Below are 18,711 nucleotides of genomic sequence, written 5' to 3'. Positions count from 1 at the left end.
ATGGCAAAAGTAGCTCCTGAACTGCAGTACTCCGACGAGCACGAGTGGGTTTCCCGGGAGGACGGCAGTGAAGTCGTCTCCATCGGCATCTCCGCCGTCGCCACCGACGCCCTCGGTGACATCGTCTACGTCGACCTGCCCGAGGTCGGCTCCACCGTGACCGCGGGGGAGACCTGCGGCGAGGTCGAGTCGACCAAGTCCGTGTCCGACCTGTACGCCCCCGTCACCGGCGAAGTCACCGAGGCCAACTCCGCCGTCGTCGACGATCCGGCCCTGATCAACAGCGACCCGTACGGCGCTGGCTGGCTCTTCAAGGTCGCCGCCGTCTCCGACGGCCCGCTCCTCTCCGCGCAGGACTACGCCTCCAAGAACGGCGGCGAACTGTGAGCGCGGCCGCCGGCACCCCCACCGCTGTGTTCGAACAGGTCGTCTCCCCGTCCCTGGACGCGGACCTCTCCGAGCTGGACCCGGAGATCGCGGCGAAGATCGACGCCGAACTCGCCCGCCAGCGCGACGGCCTGGAGATGATCGCCTCCGAGAACCACACCGCCCGCGCGGTCATGCAGGCGCAGGGCTCGGTCCTGACGAACAAGTACGCCGAGGGCTACCCGGGCAAGCGCTACTACGGCGGCTGCGAGCACGTCGACGTGATCGAGCAGCTCGCCATCGACCGCGTGAAGGCCCTCTTCGGCGCCGACTACGCGAACGTCCAGCCGCACTCCGGCGCCCAGGCCAACGCCTCCGTCATGCACGCCCTGATCCGTCCGGGCGACACCATCATGGGCCTGAACCTGGCCCACGGCGGCCACCTGACCCACGGCATGAAGATCAACTTCTCCGGCCGGCTCTACAACGTCATCCCTTACCAGGTGCGCGAGGACGACCACCGGATCGATATGGCCGAGGTCGAGCGCCTGGCGCACGAGCACAAGCCGCAGCTGATCGTCGCCGGCTGGTCTGCCTACGCCCGCCAGCTCGACTTCGCGGAATTCCGCCGGATCGCCGACGCCGTCGGCGCCTACCTGATGGTGGACATGGCGCACTTCGCCGGCCTCGTCGCCGCCGGGCTGCACCCCTCCCCGGTGCCGCACGCGCACGTCACGACGTCGACGACGCACAAGACCCTCGCCGGTCCGCGCGGCGGCATCATCCTCTCCAACGACGCCGACATCGCCAAGAAGATCAACTCGGCCGTGTTCCCGGGCCAGCAGGGCGGGCCGCTGGAGCACGTCATCGCCGGCAAGGCCGTCGCCTTCCAGGTCGCCGCCTCCCCGGAGTTCAAGGAGCGCCAGGAGCGCGTCCTGGCCGGCGCCAGGATCCTCGCCGACCGGCTCACCCGCGACGACGTCGCCGCCAGGGGCATTTCCGTGGTCTCCGGCGGAACCGACGTGCACCTGGTCCTGGTGGACCTGCGCGACTGCGAGCTCAACGGCCAGGAAGCCGAGGACCGGCTCGCCGCGATTGACATCACCGTCAACCGCAACGCCGTCCCGTTCGACCCGCGCCCGCCGATGGTCACCTCCGGGCTGCGGATCGGCACGCCGGCCCTGGCCACCCGCGGCTTCGGCGAGGCGGCCTTCACCGAGGTGGCGGACATCATTGCCGAGGCCCTCATGGCCGACGCAGACGCCGACCTCGCCGGGCTCCGCGACCGGGTCCAGGCCCTCGCCGCCGCCCACCCGCTCTACCCGTCGGTCACAAACCTGGGCTAACTCGCCCCTCGTTCTCCCGCCCCCGGTGCGCGCCTCTGTGGTCGGCTCCGGGGGCGGCTCCGGGGGTGGCTCCGGGGCCGGCGGACCGGACTTTTCACGCGTGCTCGCTCGTACCTCGCTTAGACGCACGCTTTCGAAAAGCCCGGCTCCGCCGCCCCCTCGTGGGTCGCTTGCCGTTGTTGTCATTACTCAATTGGCGTCCGGGACCACGGCGCCAAGGTGAGGGGCCAAGGGAGGGTGCCGGGCATCCGGCAGCATGCGTCAAAGCGACGAAGGAGCAGCATGCAGAGGATGTCCGGTGCACTCCCACCCAAGCCGCCCCGACGGCGAAGCTCACTTAAGCAGTGTTTAGTTAGGATTTAGTAATGGCTGTAGGCGTCTTTGATCTGTTCTCGATTGGGATCGGGCCCTCGAGTTCGCACACCGTGGGGCCGATGCGCGCCGCGGCGGTGTTTGCCGAGGAGCTGAAGGCGTCCGGCGACCTTGAGCGGGTGGCGTCGCTGCGGGTGGACCTGTATGGCTCGCTCGCCGCGACCGGACACGGGCACGGCACCATGACCGCCATCCTCTTGGGCCTCGAGGGGTACCACCCTGAGAAGATCCTCCCCGACGAGGTCGAGGAGCGGCTCGCCGCGATCGCTGGGACCGGGACGCTGCAGCTGGCCGGCGCCGTCGGCCTTCCCTACGGGGTCCAGGACATGGTGCTCCGCCCCCTCACGGTGCTGCCCCGGCACACCAACGGGATGACGTTCACCGTCTCCGACGCCGACGGCGGCGTCCTGCACCAGGCGACGTTCTTCTCCGTCGGCGGCGGCTTCATCGTCCGCGAGGGCGAGGAAGAGGCAGCGCAGCAGGAACTCGACGAATCCAAGAAGGAACTGCCCCTGCCGTTCCGCACCGCAGCGGAACTGCTCGAGCACTGCCGGAACACCTCCCTGCGGATCAGCGACGTGATGCTGGTCAACGAGGAGGACAGCCGCAGCGCCGAGGACATCCGGGCCGGTCTGCTGCACATCTACTCCGTCATGGAGGAATGCGTGGCCGTCAGCCTCAAGCGGACGGGCCTGCTGCCGGGCGGCCTGAACGTCCGTCGCCGCGCCCCGGACTGGCACGAACGGCTGATGAAGGAAAGCTGCGAGGAGGACCCGGACTTCCGGGACCCGAAGTACTGGCAGGAATGGGTGAACCTGATCGCCCTGGCCGTCAACGAGGAGAACGCCTCGGGCGGCCGCGTCGTCACCGCACCCACCAACGGCGCCGCCGGGATCATCCCCGCCGTGCTCTACTACGCGCTGCACTTCGCCCCCGGCATGGACAAGGCCACCCAGCAGGACCGGGACGAGACGGTGGTGAAGTTCCTGCTCGCCGCGGGTGCCATCGGTGTCCTCTACAAGGAACAGGCCTCCATTTCCGGGGCCGAGGTCGGCTGCCAGGGAGAGGTCGGGTCGGCGTCGTCGATGGCCGCCGCCGGCCTCGCCGAGGTCATGGGCGGCACCCCGCAGCAGGTGGAGAACGCCGCCGAAATCGCGATGGAACACAACCTCGGCCTGACCTGCGACCCGATCGGCGGCCTGGTGCAGATCCCGTGCATCGAACGCAACGCGATCGCGGCGGCCAAAGCCATCAACGCCGCCAAGATGGCGCTCTGGGGCGACGGGTCGCACCGGGTCTCCCTCGACGAGGTAATCGTGACCATGCGCGAGACCGGTAAGGACATGAGCTCTAAGTACAAGGAGACCGCCATGGGCGGCCTCGCCGTCAACGTGGTGGAGTGCTGAGGCGCCCGCTCAGTTGGTGACGGCCGCCCACAGGTTCAGCGTCGAGGCGAAGACCACCCACGCCAGGTAGGGGACCAGCAGCAACCCGGCCGGGCGGCTGATCCGCCGGAAGCGGACCAGCGTTGCGGCCAGGACCACGGCCAGCGCCACGATAATGGCCAGGGCAATCCACAGCGCCGGCGTACCCAGGGCCGGGTAGAGGGCGAAGAACGCGGGAGTCCACAGCAGGTTCAGCACCAGCTGGACGGCGTACAGGGTCAACGCCCGGCCGGTGCCCTCGGCGCGGGCGCGCCAGACCAGCCACGCCGCCACCGCCATGACTGTGTAGAGCAGCGTCCAGACCGGTCCGAACACCCAGTTCGGCGGCGACCACGGGGCCTTGTCCGCCCCGGCATACCAGCCGTCGACATTGCTGGCGGAGGCCAGCCCGCCGAGTCCGGCCACCAGCGCGGAAGCGGCGAGCAGCACGAGCAGGCCCAGCACCTGGGCGCCGGCTCCGCGGTGCGCCGACGCGCCCGGGCCGGCCCGGCGGGAAACGTCTAATTCCGGCTGCGGGTCCGGCTGAGGTTGCATGCCTTCAGCCTAGCCCGGGAGCCGGTGGCGGCCACAGGGTCGGCGTCCCGGCCACCCGTGACGCCGATAGACTTGGTGGTGCATGCCAGCCATGCCGCCGAAGCTCGTCCCGCAAAGATTGGATACCGCACCCTTGCGAGAATTCACCGCCCGCTTTGCCTCCGCCGAAGAGGTCGCCACCTGGGACGCCCGCGTCACCGCGAACCCCAACGGCGGGAACCTGCTGCAGTCGGAGGCCTTCGCCGAGGTCAAGCAGCACTACGGCTGGAAGCCCCTGCACCTGGTGTACGAGACGGCCGACTACACCAGCTACAACCTGGTCCTGGAGAAGAGCTTCCCCGTGCTGGGCAAGCTCTGGTACATGATCAAGGGACCCGACGTCGCCTCCGTCGAGGACATTCCGGGGATTGCCAAGGCCAACGCCGACTTCGTCAAGCGCGCCCGGCTGGGCGTCTTCGCGATCAAGATCGAGCCCGACGTCGTCCTCACCGACGACGCCCGGCGTGTCATCGAGGGCGCGGGCCTGGTCAAGACGCACAACCTGCAGCCCAACGATTCCACCGCCCTGCTGGACATCTCCCCGGAGGAGAACCAGCTGCTGCGCAACCTGCACTCCCGCGGCCGGAACGCCGTCCGCCGCGCCATCCGCGAGGGCGTGGAAGTGCACAACGTCGAGCCCACGGAGGAGAACTTCCGGGCCATGTACGGCCTGATGAGTACCACCGTCGAGGCCAAGTCCCAGGTCCGCGTCCGGGACTTCGGGTACTACCAGCGCTTCTGGACCAACTTCCTCAAGCGCGGCCAAGGCCGTCTCTTGTTCGTCTACGAAAACGGTGTCCCGTCCGTGGGTGCCTTCGTCATCAACTACGGCCGCAAGGGAACGTACAAGGATGGCGGCTCCCTGCAGCAGCGCGGCCAGTACGGCGACTCCCACCTGGTCCAGTGGACCGCCATCAACCAGCTGAAGGAGCTCGGCTGCACCGAGTACGACTTCTGCGGCACCCCGCCGAGCGACAAGCTCAAGGACACGTCCAACCCCTTCCACGGCCTGGGCTTGTTCAAGACCAGCTTCAGCAAGACCGTCACGGACTTCGTCGGCTGCTACGACCAGGTCCTCAGCCCGTTGAAGTACAAGGCCTGGACGGCAGCGGGGGAGCGGGTCGCCCGCCAGCTCTACACGCGCCGCACCGGCCAGCAGTTCTACTAGACCGCCAGCAAGGTGAAGTGAGATGGCCGGGATGAACAAGACCCCCGAGGGCCGCCGCGGACCGCAGACGGACGGCCTGCCCCGCACCGAACCGATGTCGGCCATGCAGGTGCGGCAGAACGCCGCCGCCCGGCGCATGCTCCGCCGCCTGGTCCAGGGGGAGAACCCGCCGACGGCACCGCTGAGCATCGTGGACCGGCTCGCCGGCAGCCCCTACGCGAACCCGATGATCCAGGTCGGCGGCGTGGACGCGTCCGCCCGGAAAACCATTGACTTCGCGCTCAAGCTCGCGGAATCGATGTTCCGGTACGGCGCCGGCGCCCTCGAGGTGGAGACCAGCATCATTGCGGTGACCGCCGCCCTGGGGCTGAAGAACATCGAGGTGGATATCACCAACCAGTCGGTGGCGATCAACTACGCCCCGAAGGACCAGACGCCGCTCTCGCTGTTGCGCGTGGTCCGGTCCTGGACCAACAACTACGCCGGCCTCGCCGAGGTGCACCAGCTGGTGACCGACATCGTCGCCGGCGGGGTGGGTCGCGAGGAGGCCGCCCGGCGCCTCGAGGAGATCACTCACAGCGCCAAGCCGTTCCCGCGCTGGATGGTCACCGTGGCCTTCGGCGTCTTCTCCGCCGTCTTCGTGGCGGTACTCGGCGGCGGCATCGCGGCGTCCGGGATCGCGTTCCTGTCCAACCTTCTGGTCAGCCTCCTGGCCCGGCAGCTGGGCCGCTGGCGCACCCCGGACTTCTTCATCACCGCCTCCTGTTCCTTCGTCGTCACCATCGTCGCCCTGCTGCTCTGGCGGTTCGGGAGCCCGGTGGGGATCACCATCGCCCCGGCAATTGTGGTGGTGGGAGGCATCCTGCTGCTGCTGCCCACGGGACGCCTCGTCTCCTCGGTGCAGGATGCCATCAACGGCTTCCCGGTCACCGCCGCCGGCCGTTTCCTCTCCACCATGCTGACCTTCGGAGCCCTGGTCTCGGGGATCGCCGTCGGGTTCGTGGTGGGGGCGATGACGGGCATGCAATCCATCGACGTGACCGAAACATTCCCGCCAAGGTATCCCCTCTGGGTGCTGGTGCCGCTGGTGGCGATCGCCGTCGTCGCAATCGGCGTGACGGAGCAGACCTCCGCGAAGCTGCTGCTGCCGACGGCGGCGGTCGGCGTCGTCGGCCACCTCGTGCTGATCGGCGGCACGGAACTGGGCATCGGGCCGCGCTTCGCCCCGGCCCTCGCCGCCGTCGTCATAGGCCTGCTGGCCCGGGTGGTGGCCCTGAGGATGGGCGCCCCGCAGCTGGTGGTGGCCGTGCCCGCGGCGCTGATCCTGCTGCCCGGCCTGACCATATTCCGTTCCATGTATGTTTTGACCATCGAGGAGCAGGAAATCCTCATGGGCGCCGGCGGGATGCTCAACGCCGGGGCGATCGTGCTGGGCGTCGCTGCGGGCATCGTCCTCGGCGACACCCTGGCCCGGCCGCTGACCCGCAGCCTGGCCAGCAACGAACGGCGCCGGGCCCGCCGCCGCTAGTCCGTCCCCGCCCGGCGGCAGCGGCCGTCAGCGGGCTGCCGGGCACTCAGATCTTGCCGATGGGGAGTTTCTTCTCGGCTTGGAAGTCGTCCTCCACCCGGCCGCGGGCCCAGTAACCGGAGAGGGAGACCTGCCCGCGTTCCAGCCCCCGCTGGGTGAAGAACACCTCCCGCAGGGCCTTCATGGCACCCCGCTCACCATGCGCAAAGACCGAGGGGCGTCCCTCCGGCCAGTCGGCGGACCCGACGGCGTCGGCCAGGCGGCGCTCGTCGTCGGCCCCCGTGTTGTTTCCGCGGAAAAGCCAGCGCAGTTCGACGCCGGCGGGGGCGGCCAGGGCCAGGACGTCCGCCGCGGAGCCCACCTCCAGGAAGGCCAGACCGCGGGCATCGCGGGGGAGAACCGCCAAGGCCGCGCCGATGGCGGGCAGCGCCGATTCGTCCCCGGCGAAGAGGTGCCAGTCCGCCTCCGGATCCGGGTTGTAGCCGCCGCCCGGGCCGGTGAAGATCAGGGCGTCCCCCTGACGCGCGGACGCGGCCCAGGGCCCGGCGAGCCCCTCATCCCCGTGGATCACGAAGTCGATGGCCAGCTCCTGCGCCGCCTCGTCCACCCAGCGGACCGTGTAGGTGCGGGTGTAGGGCCACTGCTCCCGGGGATGGGTCTCACGGACGGCCCACAGATCCAGCGGCTGGGGGTAGTCCACGCCGGGCTGCGGGAAAGCGATCTTCACGTAGCGGTCCACGTACGCGTTGTTGCGGTAGTCCGCGAAGCCGGGGCCGCCGGCGATGATCCGAACCATGTGCGGTGAAAGCTGCTCGCGCCGCAGCACCGTCAGGGTGGTCTGGGGCCGGGAGTTCCGGTTGGCGGAGGTGGCGGCGGGTACAGAAGTCATGCGGCTAAGCCTAGCCAACCAGGCCTCCTTCTTGTCTGTCCAGGGGCGCCGGGACCGCCGTCCCCGGACAGCCGGGAAGGTGGGGTGGCGCCGGGGTCGGGAGGCTCTGGGAAGGCTTAGGGCAGCGGCGGCAGTTCCCAGTCGACGGGTTCCGCGCCCTGGGCGGCCAGCAGCTCATTGGCCCGGCTGAACGGCCGGGATCCGAAGAATCCCCGGGCGGCCGAGAGCGGGCTTGGGTGCGGGCTGCTGACGACGGCGGTCCCGCCGAGCAGCGGCCGGACGGACTCCGCGTCCTTGCCCCACAGGATGGCGACCAGCGGGACCGGCCCGCCGTAGGCGTCCGTGCGGGCCGCCACGGCGCGGATGGCGGCGGCCGTGACCGCTTCCCATCCCTTGTTCCGGTGCGATCCGGCGGCGCCGGCGCGCACGCTGAGCGCCCGGTTCAGCAGGAGCACGCCCTGCCCCGTCCAGCGGCTCAGGTCGCCGTGGATCCGCGGCGGCAGGCCCAGGTCGGCGTGGAGCTCCTTGTAGATGTTGGCCAGGCTGCGGGGGAGGGGACGGGTGTGGCCCTCGACGGCGAAGGACAGCCCGATCGGGTGGCCGGGGGTGGGGTAGGGGTCCTGGCCCACGATCAGCACTTTGACGCCGGCGAGCGGCTGCTGGAAGGCCCGGAGCAGCCGGTCCGGAGCCGGCAGGACCTGGCGGCCTGCCGCGGCCTCAGCGGCGACGAACTCCAGGGCCCGGCGCAGCTGCGGCTCCACGGGTTCCAGGGCGGCAGCCCAGTCCGGGGCCACCAGCTCGCCCAGCGGGCGCTGGACCAGCGCGGCGAAACCGCCGCCGTCGCCGTCGTCGGAGCCCTGCGGCACCCCAACGGTTGGGCCGGAAACGGCATCCAGGGGGAACAGCGCTTCGGTCTGCGGGAATTCGCTCACCCCTTCATTCTGGCAGGTGCGAGCGGTGGCGTTTCGGGCCGGCGATCCGGGCAGACCTCCGGCGCGGCACGGCGCCGACCGAATGACAGGGCTGTTATTCGCCCGTAGCATTGGGGAGGAATCCACAACAGCGAGCAGGGAGTGAGCCGTGGCCGAAGCAGTGCCTGACAACGCGACGGCGGACGAGGTTCCGGTCGACGCAGGACACGGGGAAGCCGGACCGGACGAGTCCGGGCTGAGCAGCCGCGACAAGGAAATGCTGGCCCTCGAACGGCAGTGGTGGAAATACGCCGGGGCCAAGGAACAGGCCGTCCGGGAGCTCTTCGACCTGTCCGCCACGCACTACTACCAGATCCTCAACGCCCTCATCGACACCGAGGCCGCGCTGGCCCATGACCCGATGCTGGTGAAGCGATTGCGTAGACTACGTACGTCACGACAACGTGCCCGCACGGCCCGGCGCCTGGGTTCGGACGCCTGAACCCGCCGGGTACGCCCCGGGCAGAACGCGGCGCCGGAGTCCCGGAATCTGCACCGGTTCCGGCCGCGGACCACTAGAAATCAGCAAGGACAGCGCTTCACCATGACCAGATACCCACGGGATGAATTCGACCGGGTCCCGGAGACCTCCACGCGCCAAGGGGTTCACCGCACCGTCGCGGCTGCCAAGTCCCGCGGACTGGCGCCCATCCTGTCGGTAGGAGCGTTCGCCCTGGCCGTCGGCCTGGTTGCCTTCCTGCTGCTGCCCCGGCTGGGCTTTGGTCCCGCCGGCGGAACGGCGATGGCCGCGGATAAGAGCAGCGCCACGGCCGCCGCGTCCGCCACCGCGCAGCCCACCGCGGCCCCGACCGCGCAGCCGACAACGTCGCCCACCAGCGACCCGGGCAGCACGGTGGCTGCCGCTTCCTCCGGGACCACCCCGGCCCCGACGGCAACCGCGGCCGCCGTCGACAAGACGCAGCCGGTGGCGGTCTACAACGGCACGACGACGGCGGGCCTCGCCGGCCGCGTCGGCAGCACGGTCACCTCCGACGGGTGGGTCTTGGGCCCGCTCGGCAACTGGACCGGACCGCGGCAGCAGACCTCCGTGGTGTATTACAACGGCGCCGCGCAGAAGGCCAACGCCCAGGAACTCGCCGCCCTGCTGGGGATCGCCACCCTGGTCGATTCGGCCGACTTCAAGATGCCCCTGGTCGTCGTCCTGGGCCCCGGCTACCGCTGACCCGGTTGCTGGCCGGGCCGGTTACGCCTGCATAACGTTCCGGCCGACCCCCTGACGCGCGGACCGGCACGCCCGGGGCTGGCGGGTACAGTGGCCGGAGTTCATGACCGCTCCGCGGCGCACAGCGAGGTGCACCGCGGCCAAGCTAGCTGAAAGTGTGGAAACGATGGCTCTGGGCACCGTCAAGTGGTTCAATGCGGAGAAGGGCTACGGCTTCATCACCGTCGACGGCTCGGGCATCGACGTCTTCGTCCACTGGTCCGCCATCGCCGGCGAGGGCTACCGTGCGCTGGCCGAGGGCCAGAGGGTGGAACTTGAGGTAGGCGAAGGCGAAAAGGGCCCCCAGGCCGAGAGCGTCAGGCCCGCCTAGTGGCCCGTCCTGACTCAACGCCAACCGTCGCGGCTCAGACCACCGTTGGCCGACCCACTGCCGGCCGACGAACAGCCAGCCGACAAACGGCCGGCGGCGCCGCCGTCGTCCTGTCCGCCCTTCTTGCCTCCGGCCTGGCCCTCACCGGGTGCTCCGGTGCCACCGGCAACGCCCGGACGGACGCCGCCGAGGCCAGCGGGGACGGAACCCTGCGGATCGGTGTGCTGCTGGACAACACCGGGGACCAGAGCTTCCTCAACGCCCCGCAACTGGCCGCGGTGAAACTCGCCGTCAAGGAGATCAACGCCGCCGGCGGCCACAAGGGCAAGCCCGTGGAACTGCTCCCCGAAACCATCAGTGCGGACACCGCCGCCCAGGCCAAGGCCCTCGCGGCGGCCAGGGCCGACGTCGTCATCGGCCCCACGGATTCCAGCCACGCCGCCGCCGCGATCGACGTGCTCTCCAAAGCCAAAATCGCCATGATCTCCCCGGCCACCGCCGCACCGGGACTCAGCAGCTACCGGAGCGGAGGCTACTACTTCCGAACCGCCGCCGCCGACGTCGCCCAAGCCTCCATCCTGGTCAAGCTCGCCAAGGACGGCGGCGCCAAGACGCTCGCCGTCCTGCACGAGGCCGGAAGCTACGGCAAGGAGGTCTCCGTGGCGGTCTCCGCCGCGGCGAAGTCCGCCGGCCTCGGCACGCCCATCGACGCCGAATTCCCGGCCGGCCAGGCACAGCAGGCGGCGACCGCGGCCAAGGCCGCCGCGCCCGACGCCGTGGTCCTCATCGCCCGGCAGGGTGCGCAGGGCGCCATCGCCGAACTCAACAACGCCGGACTCGCGGGGAAAAAGCTGGTGCTCTCCGACGGCGCGGTGGGCCAGTACGGCCAGGGCCTGGGCTCCCACGCCCTGGACGGTGCCCGCGGAGTGCTCCCCGGCACGTTCCCCAGCGCGCAGTTCCAGGCGGGCCTGGTCGGCATCGATCCCGGGCTCAAGGACATGACCTTCGCCGCGGAGGCCTACGACGCCGTCAACCTCGCCGCCATCGCCGCCGCCGCGGCGCAGGACGACGCCGGCACCTCCATCGCCTCCCGGCTCATCGCCGTCTCCGGCGGCACCGCGGGCTCGGGCGGGGCAGTGGCCGGCGAGCCCGCCGACTGCCACAACTACAAGGAGTGCGTCGACGTCCTCCACGCCGGCAAGCGCCCCAACTACGAGGGCCAGTCCGGCCCCGTGAGCTTCGATAGCAATGGCGACGTGACCGCCGCGGCCTACATGGTGTACACCTACGGGCCGGACAACACGGCGAAGATGACCGGCAGTGAAACGGCCCGCAGCGGCGGGTCCTGATCGCCCTCGGCGAAGCGCTCCGCGTGGACAGGCCCCGGAGCGCGAAGCCTTCTTGCACTCTCCCCGGGGGAGTGCTAATTATGGAGTTAGCACTCCCGCTCATCGACTGCTAACGCCGGGCCCCGGTCCGGGCGCAGCATCGGTGCCGCGGGAGCAAAGGAAACACCTGGCTGGGTGAGATCCCGGTCCGGCGGCGTACAGAGGCTGCCGGGCAGGTATCGTCCGTCGCGGGCACCGACGCCAAGGTTCATTCTTTAACGACTGTCCCGAAAGGACTACTGCCGTTATGGCCAAGATCATTGCATTTGATGAAGAGGCACGCCGCGGTCTTGAGCGGGGTCTGAACATCCTCGCCGACGCCGTCAAGGTCACCCTCGGCCCGCGTGGACGCAACGTCGTCCTCGAGAAGAAGTGGGGCGCCCCCACGATCACCAACGATGGTGTTTCCATCGCCAAGGAGATCGAGCTGGACGACCCGTACGAGAAGATCGGCGCCGAGCTGGTCAAGGAAGTTGCCAAGAAGACGGACGATGTCGCCGGCGACGGTACCACCACCGCCACCGTGCTGGCCCAGGCCCTGGTCAAGGAAGGCCTGCGCAACGTCGCGGCCGGCGCTGACCCGCTGTCCCTCAAGCGCGGCATCGAGAAGGCTGTCGACGCCGTCACCGCCGAGCTCCTGGCCTCCGCCAAGGAGATCGAGACCAAGGAAGAGATCGCCGCCACCGCGTCCATCTCCGCCGGCGACAACGAGATCGGTGCCCTCATTGCCGAGGCCCTGGACAAGGTCGGCAAGGAAGGCGTCATCACGGTCGAGGAGTCCAACACCTTCGGCCTCGAGCTGGAGCTCACCGAAGGCATGCGCTTCGACAAGGGCTACATCTCCGCCTACTTCGTCACCGACGCCGAGCGCCAGGAAACGGTCCTCGAGGATCCGTACATCCTGATCGTCAACTCCAAGATCTCCAACGTCAAGGAACTGGTTGCTGTCCTCGAGAAGGTCATGCAGTCCAACAAGCCGCTGCTGATCATCGCCGAAGACATCGAGGGCGAGGCCCTGGCCACCCTGATCGTCAACAAGATCCGCGGCACCTTCAAGTCCGTCGCCGTCAAGGCTCCGGGCTTCGGCGACCGCCGCAAGGCCCAGCTGGCCGACATCGCCATCCTCACCGGTGGCCAGGTCATCTCCGAGGAAGTCGGCCTCAAGCTTGAGACCGCCGGCCTGGAGCTGCTCGGCAAGGCCCGCAAGGTTGTTGTCACCAAGGACGAGACCACCATCGTCGAAGGTGCCGGCGACGCCGACCAGATCGCCGGCCGCGTGTCCCAGATCCGCGCCGAGATCGAGAACTCCGACTCCGACTACGACCGCGAGAAGCTGCAGGAGCGCCTGGCCAAGCTGGCCGGCGGCGTTGCAGTTATCAAGGCCGGTGCCGCAACCGAGGTCGAGCTCAAGGAACGCAAGCACCGCATCGAGGACGCCGTCCGCAACGCGAAGGCTGCCGTTGAAGAGGGCATCGTCGCCGGCGGTGGCGTGGCCCTGATCCAGGCCGGCGCCAAGGCGTTCGCCAACCTGCAGCTCTCGGGCGACGAGGCTACCGGTGCGAACATCGTCCGCGTTGCCATCGACGCTCCGCTGAAGCAGATCGCCTTCAACGCCGGCCTCGAGCCGGGCGTTGTGGTGGACAAGGTCCGCGGCCTCGCCGCCGGCCACGGCCTGAACGCCGCCACCGGCGAATACGTCGACCTGCTGGCTGCCGGCATCAACGACCCGGTGAAGGTCACCCGCTCTGCCCTGCAGAACGCGGCCTCCATCGCCGGCCTGTTCCTCACCACCGAGGCCGTCGTGGCCGACAAGCCGGAGAAGAACGCTCCGGCCATGGGCGGCGGCGACGACATGGGCGGCATGGGCGGTATGGGCGGCTTCTAGCCACCCGGCCACCCGGCCCACCCCGGCCGGCAGTCCGCTGCAGGCCCCGGTACAACGACGACGGCGGTCCCACCTTATGGTGGGGCCGCCGCCGGCGTTTAAGCCGCCCGCGCCGGGGGTGAGGGAGCGGTGGAGGCAGGCAGGTCTGGCAGGATAGTGCAGTGACGATTACAGCTGCGGCCGACGGTTCGGCCCTTGGAAACCCCGGTCCGGCCGGATGGGCCTGGTACGTGAACGACAACTGCTGGCACGCCGGCGGCTGGCCGCACGGCACCAACAACCAGGGCGAGCTGATGGCCGTGCTGGACCTCTTCCGCTCCACGGCCCACCTCGCCGACGAGGAGCTGCACATCCTCTGCGACAGCCAGTACGTGATCAACTCGGTGACCAAGTGGATGCCGGGCTGGAAGCGGAAGGGCTGGAAGAAGTCCGACGGCAAACCAGTGCTCAATGTGGACCTGCTGAAGGACATTGACCGGGCCCTGGTCGGCCGCAAATACCGGTTCGAGTGGGTCCGCGGACACGCCGGCCACGAACTCAACGAGGCCGCTGACGACCGTGCCCGCGGCGCCGCCGTGGCCTACCAGCAGGGTGTCGCCGTCCGGCAGGGCCCCGGCTTCGTCCGCCCCGGCACCCCCGCGGCCCCGCAGGCAGCGCCCTCGCAGTCAACGGAACCGGCCACCGCCACACCCGTGGCCTTCGACGAGCCCACCCTCTTCGGCGACCCGGACGGGTACGCCGAACCGGACCTGTTCAGCGAGCTGGCGGAGCAGACCGCGGCCGCAGCGACGGCGCAGGAGCCGGAGCAGATCGTGGAGGCCCTGGAGCGGGAACTGCTGCAGCCGGAGACCAGGGCCGACCTGGGCCGGACCGGGGTGTTGCTGCACCCGGAGTTCACCGAGATCGGCAGCTCCGGGCGGCTCTGGACCCGCGACGAGGTCATGATGGCGCTGGAGGAAAACCCCGGCCCCCACGCGGCCCTGGAGACGCTGGCGGCGGACCGCATTGGCCCGGACGCCGTCCTGCTCACCTACCGCAGCCGGACCCGCGCCGGAACGGTGCTGCGCAGCTCGCTCTGGGTCCTCGACGGACACCAGTGGCGGCTCCGGTTCCACCAGGGCACCGCCGAGGCCTGATCCCTAGCCGAAGCGCTGCGCGTTGCTCAGCTCGGTCTGGTCGTAGTTCGCGGCCGCCGAACTGAGGGCGTGGTTGATCGAGGCGAGGGAGGCTTCCACCTTCCCCTGCGTCAGGGACCACTCGACGACCAGCGCCTGGAAGTTGGTGGCGGCGGCGCCGCGCCAGCTGGACTGAAGTTCCTCCAGCCCGCGTTTCATCGCCTGGACGTCGGCGCTGATCCGGTCGACCGTGGCCTGGACGGTGGCGGACTTGAGCTGCAACAGCTCGGTATCGACGGAAAGAATGCTCACGGTGCGGCCTTTCGAGGGGCAGGCAGCCGGGCGCCGGACCGGTAGGGGCGGCCACAGGGAGGGCCGTGCGGCGGGCTCCCGGCTGCCTGCGGTGGAGGGTCCGGGCTTTCCGGACTCCTCGAGCCTACGAAGGCGCCGCCGTCGGCTTCCACGCCGCAAAGTCGCTATGTGGATAACCCGGTTCCCTGGCTGCCGCCCGCGGCGCGGTCCGCACCACCGGTTGCAGCAACCTCGTCGGCAGGCCCGTCAGCCGGTACGGCCCGGTCGGCGCCGCCGCCGGACGCCGGGAGGGTCTCCGCCGTCCCGGGCTCCTCCGACGGCGCCTCGTCCAGGCACGGCAGGCTGACCACCAGGGTGGCGCCGCCGCCGTCGGTCGGTTGGACCCGGACGCTGCCGGAGTGGGAGGCGACGATGGCCGCGACGATCGCCAGCCCTAGCCCGCTGCCGCCGGTCTCCCGGGTCCGGGAGGTATCGGCGCGGTAGAACCGCTCGAAGATCCTGGCGCCCTCCTCCTCGGAGACGCCGGGGCCGTGGTCACGCACCTCGATCACCGAGCGGCGCCCGCCGTCGGCCTCGGTCCGCACGCCCACGGCCAGTTCGATCGGGCTGCCCTCCGGCGTGTAGCGCAGGGCGTTACCCACCAGGTTGCTGATCACCTGCCGCAGCTTGGCCTCGTCGCCGAGCACCGGCGCCGGGGACGCGGCGCCGCCGTCCAGCCCGCGCAGCGAGACCACCCGGCTGCGGTCGGCAACCTGGGTGTCCACAACGGCGTCATGGCCCAGCAGGAGCAGGTCAATGGGTTTCTGCTGCAGCGGCCGTTGCTCGTCGATCCGGGCCAAGAGCAGGAGGTCCTCCACCATGGCGCCCATCCGAATGGCCTCGCTCTCGATCCGTCCCATCGCGGTGGCCACGTCCTCGGGGGTGGCCAGGGCGCCGTGCCGGTACAGCTCGGAGAACCCGCGTATGGTCACCAGAGGGGTACGCAGCTCATGGGAGGCGTCGGCGGCGAAGCGGCGCATCTTGGCTTCGGAGGCCATTCGCGCGGCAAACGCGGTTTCGATGTGGGCCAGCATGGCATTGAGGGAGCGGCTAAGCCGGCCCACCTCGGTGTCCGGATTCTCCACGTCCACGCGCCGGGACAGGTCCCCGGCGGCGATCGCGGCCGCGGTCTTCTCCACGCGGGACAGAGGACGGAAGGACCGGCCGACGGTCCAGGTGGCAATGAAGAAGGCCAGCACCAGAGTCAGCAGTCCGACGCCGACCACCACCAGGGTGGCGTGCTCCATGACGGAGTCCACCGGGTAGAGGGGCAGGCCGATGACGACGACGGCGTTGCGCCGGTTGGCGTCCAGGACGTTGACTGCCACCACCCGCCAATTCCGGCCGTCGGTGCCGCGGACCTGGAACGGTACCTCAGCACGGCTGTGGGCGTCCTCCGGGCTGATGCTGCCGATGGCCGGCCGGGGACCCTTGCCGCCCAGGATCACCGATGGCTGTCCCGGGGTGAAAAGCAACAGCGAGTAGTCGGTGGGGACGTTGGGCCCCTGATCCTGAAGCTGCTCGAAGGACTGTTGCTGGCGGGCCGTTTCGACGGCGACCTTGAGCCGGTCATCGACCTGGCCCTGCAGATAGCTGTGCAGCAGGGCCAGCGTTCCCGCGCCGGTGGCGGTCAACGCCACCAGCATCAGTGCCATCATGATGGCCACCAGCTGCGAACGCAGCGAGGCCGCCTTCCACCGTCGCAGCAAGGTCAGCGCTTCTCGGCCGTCCGGAGCACGTAGCCGACGCCGCGCTTGGTCTGGATCAGGGCGGCGGCGCCGGGGTCGGTGTCCACCTTGCGCCGCAAGTAGGAGATGTAGGACTCTACGATCGAGGCGTCGCCATTGAAGTCGTACTCCCAGACGTGGTCAAGGATCTGGGCCTTGGAGAGCACCCGGTTGGGGTTGAGCATCAGGTAGCGGAGCAGCTTGAACTCGGTGGGGGAGAGCTCGATCACCGTGCCGCCGCGGCGCACCTCGTGGGCGTCGTCGTCGAGCTCCAGGTCATCGACGCGGATGACGGCGTCGTCGTCCTGCAACGGCTGGGTGCGGCGCAGCACCGCGCGGATCCGGGCCACGACCTCGTCGAGGCTGAACGGTTTGGTGACGTAGTCGTCGCCGCCGACGGTGAGCCCGGTGACCTTGTCCTCGGTGTCGTCCTTGGCGGTCAGGAACAGCACGGGGAAGTGCTTCCCGGCGGCGCGCAGGCGCCGTGTGACGGTGAACCCGTCCATGTCCGGGAGCATGACGTCCAGGACGGCCAGGTCGGGGGAGTGCTGGTCGGCGGCTGCCAGGGCATCGCGCCCGGTGCCGGCCGAGACAACCTCGAAGCCTGCGAAGCGCAGCGAGGTGGACAGCAGCTCGCGGATGTTCGGTTCATCATCGACGACGAGCAGCTTGGCTTCGGGACCGTTCTTTTTCATGATTCCCATCTTGCTCCCAGACTCTGTGAGTTTTCTGGACGAATCGTGTGTGTTGCGTGATCATCTCCGGGTGCCCTTCCGGAGAGAACCTTGGCGAAGCCATTCCCGTGCGGCGGGTCCCGGATTAGAGTTGGCTAACGGCCCGGTTCCAGCCGGGAGCGTCACTCTACGACTGGAGTAAACGATGTCTGAAGCGACAATTCCGCAGTCCGGCGGGGCGGACTCAGCGGCCAACCGTTCCATCCGGGACTGGGCGGATCTTGCAGAGGAAATGTGGTCCTACCTGACGGGCAAGGGCGCCGCGATCAACTACGAGTTCGTCGACATGACCGTGGAGGTTCCGCGTGACATCGGCCCGGATGCGCCGCGGGCCACGTGGAAGCTCAACGGCAGCCTTCGCGTCACAACCAGCGACCGCGATGCGGCGGGGTCCGACAAGAACAGACGCTGACATGGGACCCAGGTTCAGGGTCGACGCCGACCTGGAGTTCTCCGTGACGGAACCCTCGGGTGGGGGTACATCCGGCACGGTTCAGGCGGCCGGCACCGAGGTCAAGGTGACGCTGAGCAGCCTCGATTCGTCACTGGGGCAGCGGATGCCGTCCCTGCAGCAGCTGCGCCCGCTGGCCAAGACCTTGGCCGAGCAGGGACTCACCGTGGTGATCGAGGGCCCGCAGGGCCTCATCGCGTCCTTGGGGGCTGTCCGGACCGGCCGGGCCCAGCGGCTGCTGACCCGGTCCCCGCATATCCGGCTCGGGAACGTGCGGACCGTTGCCCCGCTGGCCCGGCGCGGCGGGCGGACCAAGGACGCCGGGATGTCCCTGCTCCCGCCGGAAACCCCGCTGCCGCTGCTGCCCACGGTCAAGCGGCGGATCGTGCGCAAGGTGACCACGACGCACCACACCAGGGGCAGCGGGCGTCCACGGCTGATCTTCGTCCAGGACTCGGCCACGTGGGACGGCCAGGTGCCGCGCGAGTTCAATCTCTCCGGGGAACGGATGAGCATCGGCAGCGGGCCGGACGCCGACCTGCGGCTGGACGGCCTCGAATCAATCCATGCGGAGATCGTCCACAACGAACGGGACGAGTACGTTTTGGTCCGGCACGGGGTGGTCACCGGAAGCTTCGGCCCCGCGGACAGCTCCATCCTCCGCACCGGCGCCCGGCTGCAGATGGGTCCGTGGTGCCTGGCCTACTTCCGGGAGGAGTTCGCCGACCACGGACGCCCCTTCGGTGGGCGCAGCGGCGGGGAGTTCGCCTACCAGAAGCCGCAGCTCGACCCGCGGACCGGGTTGATGGAACAGGACGGCTCCACCGGCGTCACCTAGGCGGCGAGGCA

General features: G+C 69.6%; 19 protein-coding genes. 13 read left to right on the top strand and 6 right to left on the bottom strand.

Going from position 1 to position 18,711, the window contains the following annotated elements:
- The 3 genes from gcvH (at position 1) to QWJ39_RS15280 (ending at position 3,490) form a co-directional block, all read left to right on the top strand.
- Positions 1–387 carry a glycine cleavage system protein GcvH gene (gene gcvH / locus QWJ39_RS15290; protein WP_290258726.1) on the top strand — a complete coding sequence of 129 codons (387 nt, stop codon included), beginning with the start codon at positions 1–3 and terminating at the stop codon, positions 385–387.
- The gene (gene glyA, locus QWJ39_RS15285) at positions 384–1,712 is read left to right on the top strand and encodes a serine hydroxymethyltransferase (RefSeq protein WP_290258725.1); all 1,329 of its coding nucleotides are present in this window, start codon (positions 384–386) and stop codon (positions 1,710–1,712) included. Before gcvH ends, glyA begins: the two co-directional genes overlap by 4 nt.
- Before the next feature lie 365 nt (positions 1,713–2,077).
- The gene (locus tag QWJ39_RS15280; RefSeq protein WP_290258724.1) at positions 2,078–3,490 is read left to right on the top strand and encodes an L-serine ammonia-lyase; all 1,413 of its coding nucleotides are present in this window, start codon (positions 2,078–2,080) and stop codon (positions 3,488–3,490) included.
- A gap of 9 nt (positions 3,491–3,499) precedes the next feature.
- Here the strand turns inward: QWJ39_RS15280 and QWJ39_RS15275 are convergent, their stop codons facing one another.
- A complete protein-coding gene (locus tag QWJ39_RS15275; RefSeq protein WP_290258723.1) occupies positions 3,500–4,063 on the bottom strand; it encodes a TspO/MBR family protein in 564 nt (187 codons plus the stop codon).
- Between the two features lie 133 nt (positions 4,064–4,196).
- On the opposite strand from QWJ39_RS15275, the gene QWJ39_RS15270 reads away from it, so the two are divergent.
- The gene (locus QWJ39_RS15270; RefSeq protein WP_290258722.1) at positions 4,197–5,270 is read left to right on the top strand and encodes a peptidoglycan bridge formation glycyltransferase FemA/FemB family protein; all 1,074 of its coding nucleotides are present in this window, start codon (positions 4,197–4,199) and stop codon (positions 5,268–5,270) included.
- Between the two features lie 31 nt (positions 5,271–5,301).
- Complete coding sequence (locus QWJ39_RS15265) at positions 5,302–6,798, top strand: threonine/serine exporter family protein (protein WP_290258720.1); 1,497 nt, start codon at positions 5,302–5,304, stop codon at positions 6,796–6,798.
- A gap of 46 nt (positions 6,799–6,844) precedes the next feature.
- Here QWJ39_RS15265 and QWJ39_RS15260 read toward each other — a convergent pair whose 3' ends face one another.
- Both QWJ39_RS15260 and QWJ39_RS15255 read right to left on the bottom strand, forming a co-directional pair.
- Complete coding sequence (locus tag QWJ39_RS15260) at positions 6,845–7,687, bottom strand: siderophore-interacting protein (RefSeq protein WP_290258719.1); 843 nt, start codon at positions 7,685–7,687, stop codon at positions 6,845–6,847.
- A gap of 116 nt (positions 7,688–7,803) precedes the next feature.
- Positions 7,804–8,553 (bottom strand): uracil-DNA glycosylase, encoded by a 750-nt coding sequence (locus QWJ39_RS15255; RefSeq protein WP_290258801.1) that lies wholly within the window; start codon positions 8,551–8,553, stop codon positions 7,804–7,806.
- 301 nt (positions 8,554–8,854) lie between these two features.
- On the opposite strand from QWJ39_RS15255, the gene QWJ39_RS15250 reads away from it, so the two are divergent.
- From QWJ39_RS15250 to QWJ39_RS15225, 6 genes are all read left to right on the top strand, one after another.
- Entirely contained in the window at positions 8,855–9,100 is a 246-nt protein-coding gene (locus QWJ39_RS15250; protein WP_290258800.1) for a DUF3263 domain-containing protein, read from the top strand.
- A 102-nt stretch (positions 9,101–9,202) separates the two neighbouring features.
- Positions 9,203–9,841 carry a LytR C-terminal domain-containing protein gene (locus QWJ39_RS15245; protein ID WP_290258718.1) on the top strand — a complete coding sequence of 213 codons (639 nt, stop codon included), beginning with the start codon at positions 9,203–9,205 and terminating at the stop codon, positions 9,839–9,841.
- A 166-nt stretch (positions 9,842–10,007) separates the two neighbouring features.
- Positions 10,008–10,211 (top strand): cold-shock protein, encoded by a 204-nt coding sequence (locus QWJ39_RS15240; protein WP_290258717.1) that lies wholly within the window; start codon positions 10,008–10,010, stop codon positions 10,209–10,211.
- A 110-nt stretch (positions 10,212–10,321) separates the two neighbouring features.
- A complete protein-coding gene (locus QWJ39_RS15235; RefSeq protein WP_290258799.1) occupies positions 10,322–11,560 on the top strand; it encodes an ABC transporter substrate-binding protein in 1,239 nt (412 codons plus the stop codon).
- A gap of 286 nt (positions 11,561–11,846) precedes the next feature.
- Positions 11,847–13,484 (top strand): chaperonin GroEL, encoded by a 1,638-nt coding sequence (gene groL / locus QWJ39_RS15230; protein WP_290258716.1) that lies wholly within the window; start codon positions 11,847–11,849, stop codon positions 13,482–13,484.
- A 161-nt stretch (positions 13,485–13,645) separates the two neighbouring features.
- A complete protein-coding gene (locus tag QWJ39_RS15225; protein WP_290258715.1) occupies positions 13,646–14,620 on the top strand; it encodes a ribonuclease HI family protein in 975 nt (324 codons plus the stop codon).
- A 3-nt stretch (positions 14,621–14,623) separates the two neighbouring features.
- On the opposite strand, the gene QWJ39_RS15220 is transcribed toward QWJ39_RS15225, so the two are convergent.
- The 3 genes from QWJ39_RS15220 to QWJ39_RS15210 all read right to left on the bottom strand — a co-directional run bounded on the left by QWJ39_RS15220 (position 14,624) and on the right by QWJ39_RS15210 (position 17,372).
- Complete coding sequence (locus QWJ39_RS15220) at positions 14,624–14,911, bottom strand: WXG100 family type VII secretion target (RefSeq protein ID WP_290258714.1); 288 nt, start codon at positions 14,909–14,911, stop codon at positions 14,624–14,626.
- A gap of 164 nt (positions 14,912–15,075) precedes the next feature.
- Positions 15,076–16,659 (bottom strand): HAMP domain-containing sensor histidine kinase, encoded by a 1,584-nt coding sequence (locus tag QWJ39_RS15215; RefSeq protein WP_290258713.1) that lies wholly within the window; start codon positions 16,657–16,659, stop codon positions 15,076–15,078.
- Positions 16,660–16,661: 2 nt separating this feature from the next.
- Positions 16,662–17,372, bottom strand: a complete 711-nt coding sequence (locus tag QWJ39_RS15210; RefSeq protein ID WP_290258711.1) for a response regulator transcription factor — start codon at positions 17,370–17,372, stop codon at positions 16,662–16,664.
- Positions 17,373–17,556: 184 nt separating this feature from the next.
- Here QWJ39_RS15210 and QWJ39_RS15205 point away from each other — a divergent pair, with 184 nt between their 5' ends.
- Positions 17,557–17,823: a hypothetical protein gene (locus QWJ39_RS15205; protein ID WP_290258710.1), complete on the top strand. Its 267-nt coding sequence runs from the start codon at positions 17,557–17,559 to the stop codon at positions 17,821–17,823.
- Position 17,824: 1 nt separating this feature from the next.
- Positions 17,825–18,700, top strand: a complete 876-nt coding sequence (locus QWJ39_RS15200) for an FHA domain-containing protein (RefSeq protein WP_290258709.1) — start codon at positions 17,825–17,827, stop codon at positions 18,698–18,700.
- Positions 18,701–18,711: the final 11 nt, after the last annotated feature.

This window comes from Arthrobacter sp. YD4 (assembly GCF_030410515.1).
Lineage (GTDB): Bacteria > Actinomycetota > Actinomycetes > Actinomycetales > Micrococcaceae > Arthrobacter.
This window is presented reverse-complemented; position numbering and strand designations above follow the sequence as displayed.

Bases quoted from the DNA above. Each gene is read 5' to 3' on its own strand.
- QWJ39_RS15260 (WP_290258719.1), bottom strand. From the start codon at position 7,687: ATGACTTCTGTACCCGCCGCCACCTCCGCCAACCGGAACTCCCGGCCC.
- QWJ39_RS15265 (WP_290258720.1), top strand. From the start codon at position 5,302: ATGAACAAGACCCCCGAGGGCCGCCGCGGACCGCAGACGGACGGCCTG.
- QWJ39_RS15275 (WP_290258723.1), bottom strand. From the start codon at position 4,063: ATGCAACCTCAGCCGGACCCGCAGCCGGAATTAGACGTTTCCCGCCGG.
- QWJ39_RS15245 (WP_290258718.1), top strand. From the start codon at position 9,203: ATGACCAGATACCCACGGGATGAATTCGACCGGGTCCCGGAGACCTCC.
- QWJ39_RS15210 (WP_290258711.1), bottom strand. From the start codon at position 17,372: ATGAAAAAGAACGGTCCCGAAGCCAAGCTGCTCGTCGTCGATGATGAA.
- groL (WP_290258716.1), top strand. From the start codon at position 11,847: ATGGCCAAGATCATTGCATTTGATGAAGAGGCACGCCGCGGTCTTGAG.
- QWJ39_RS15280 (WP_290258724.1), top strand. From the start codon at position 2,078: ATGGCTGTAGGCGTCTTTGATCTGTTCTCGATTGGGATCGGGCCCTCG.
- QWJ39_RS15205 (WP_290258710.1), top strand. From the start codon at position 17,557: ATGTCTGAAGCGACAATTCCGCAGTCCGGCGGGGCGGACTCAGCGGCC.
- QWJ39_RS15240 (WP_290258717.1), top strand. From the start codon at position 10,008: ATGGCTCTGGGCACCGTCAAGTGGTTCAATGCGGAGAAGGGCTACGGC.
- QWJ39_RS15200 (WP_290258709.1), top strand. From the start codon at position 17,825: ATGGGACCCAGGTTCAGGGTCGACGCCGACCTGGAGTTCTCCGTGACG.
- gcvH (WP_290258726.1), top strand. From the start codon at position 1: ATGGCAAAAGTAGCTCCTGAACTGCAGTACTCCGACGAGCACGAGTGG.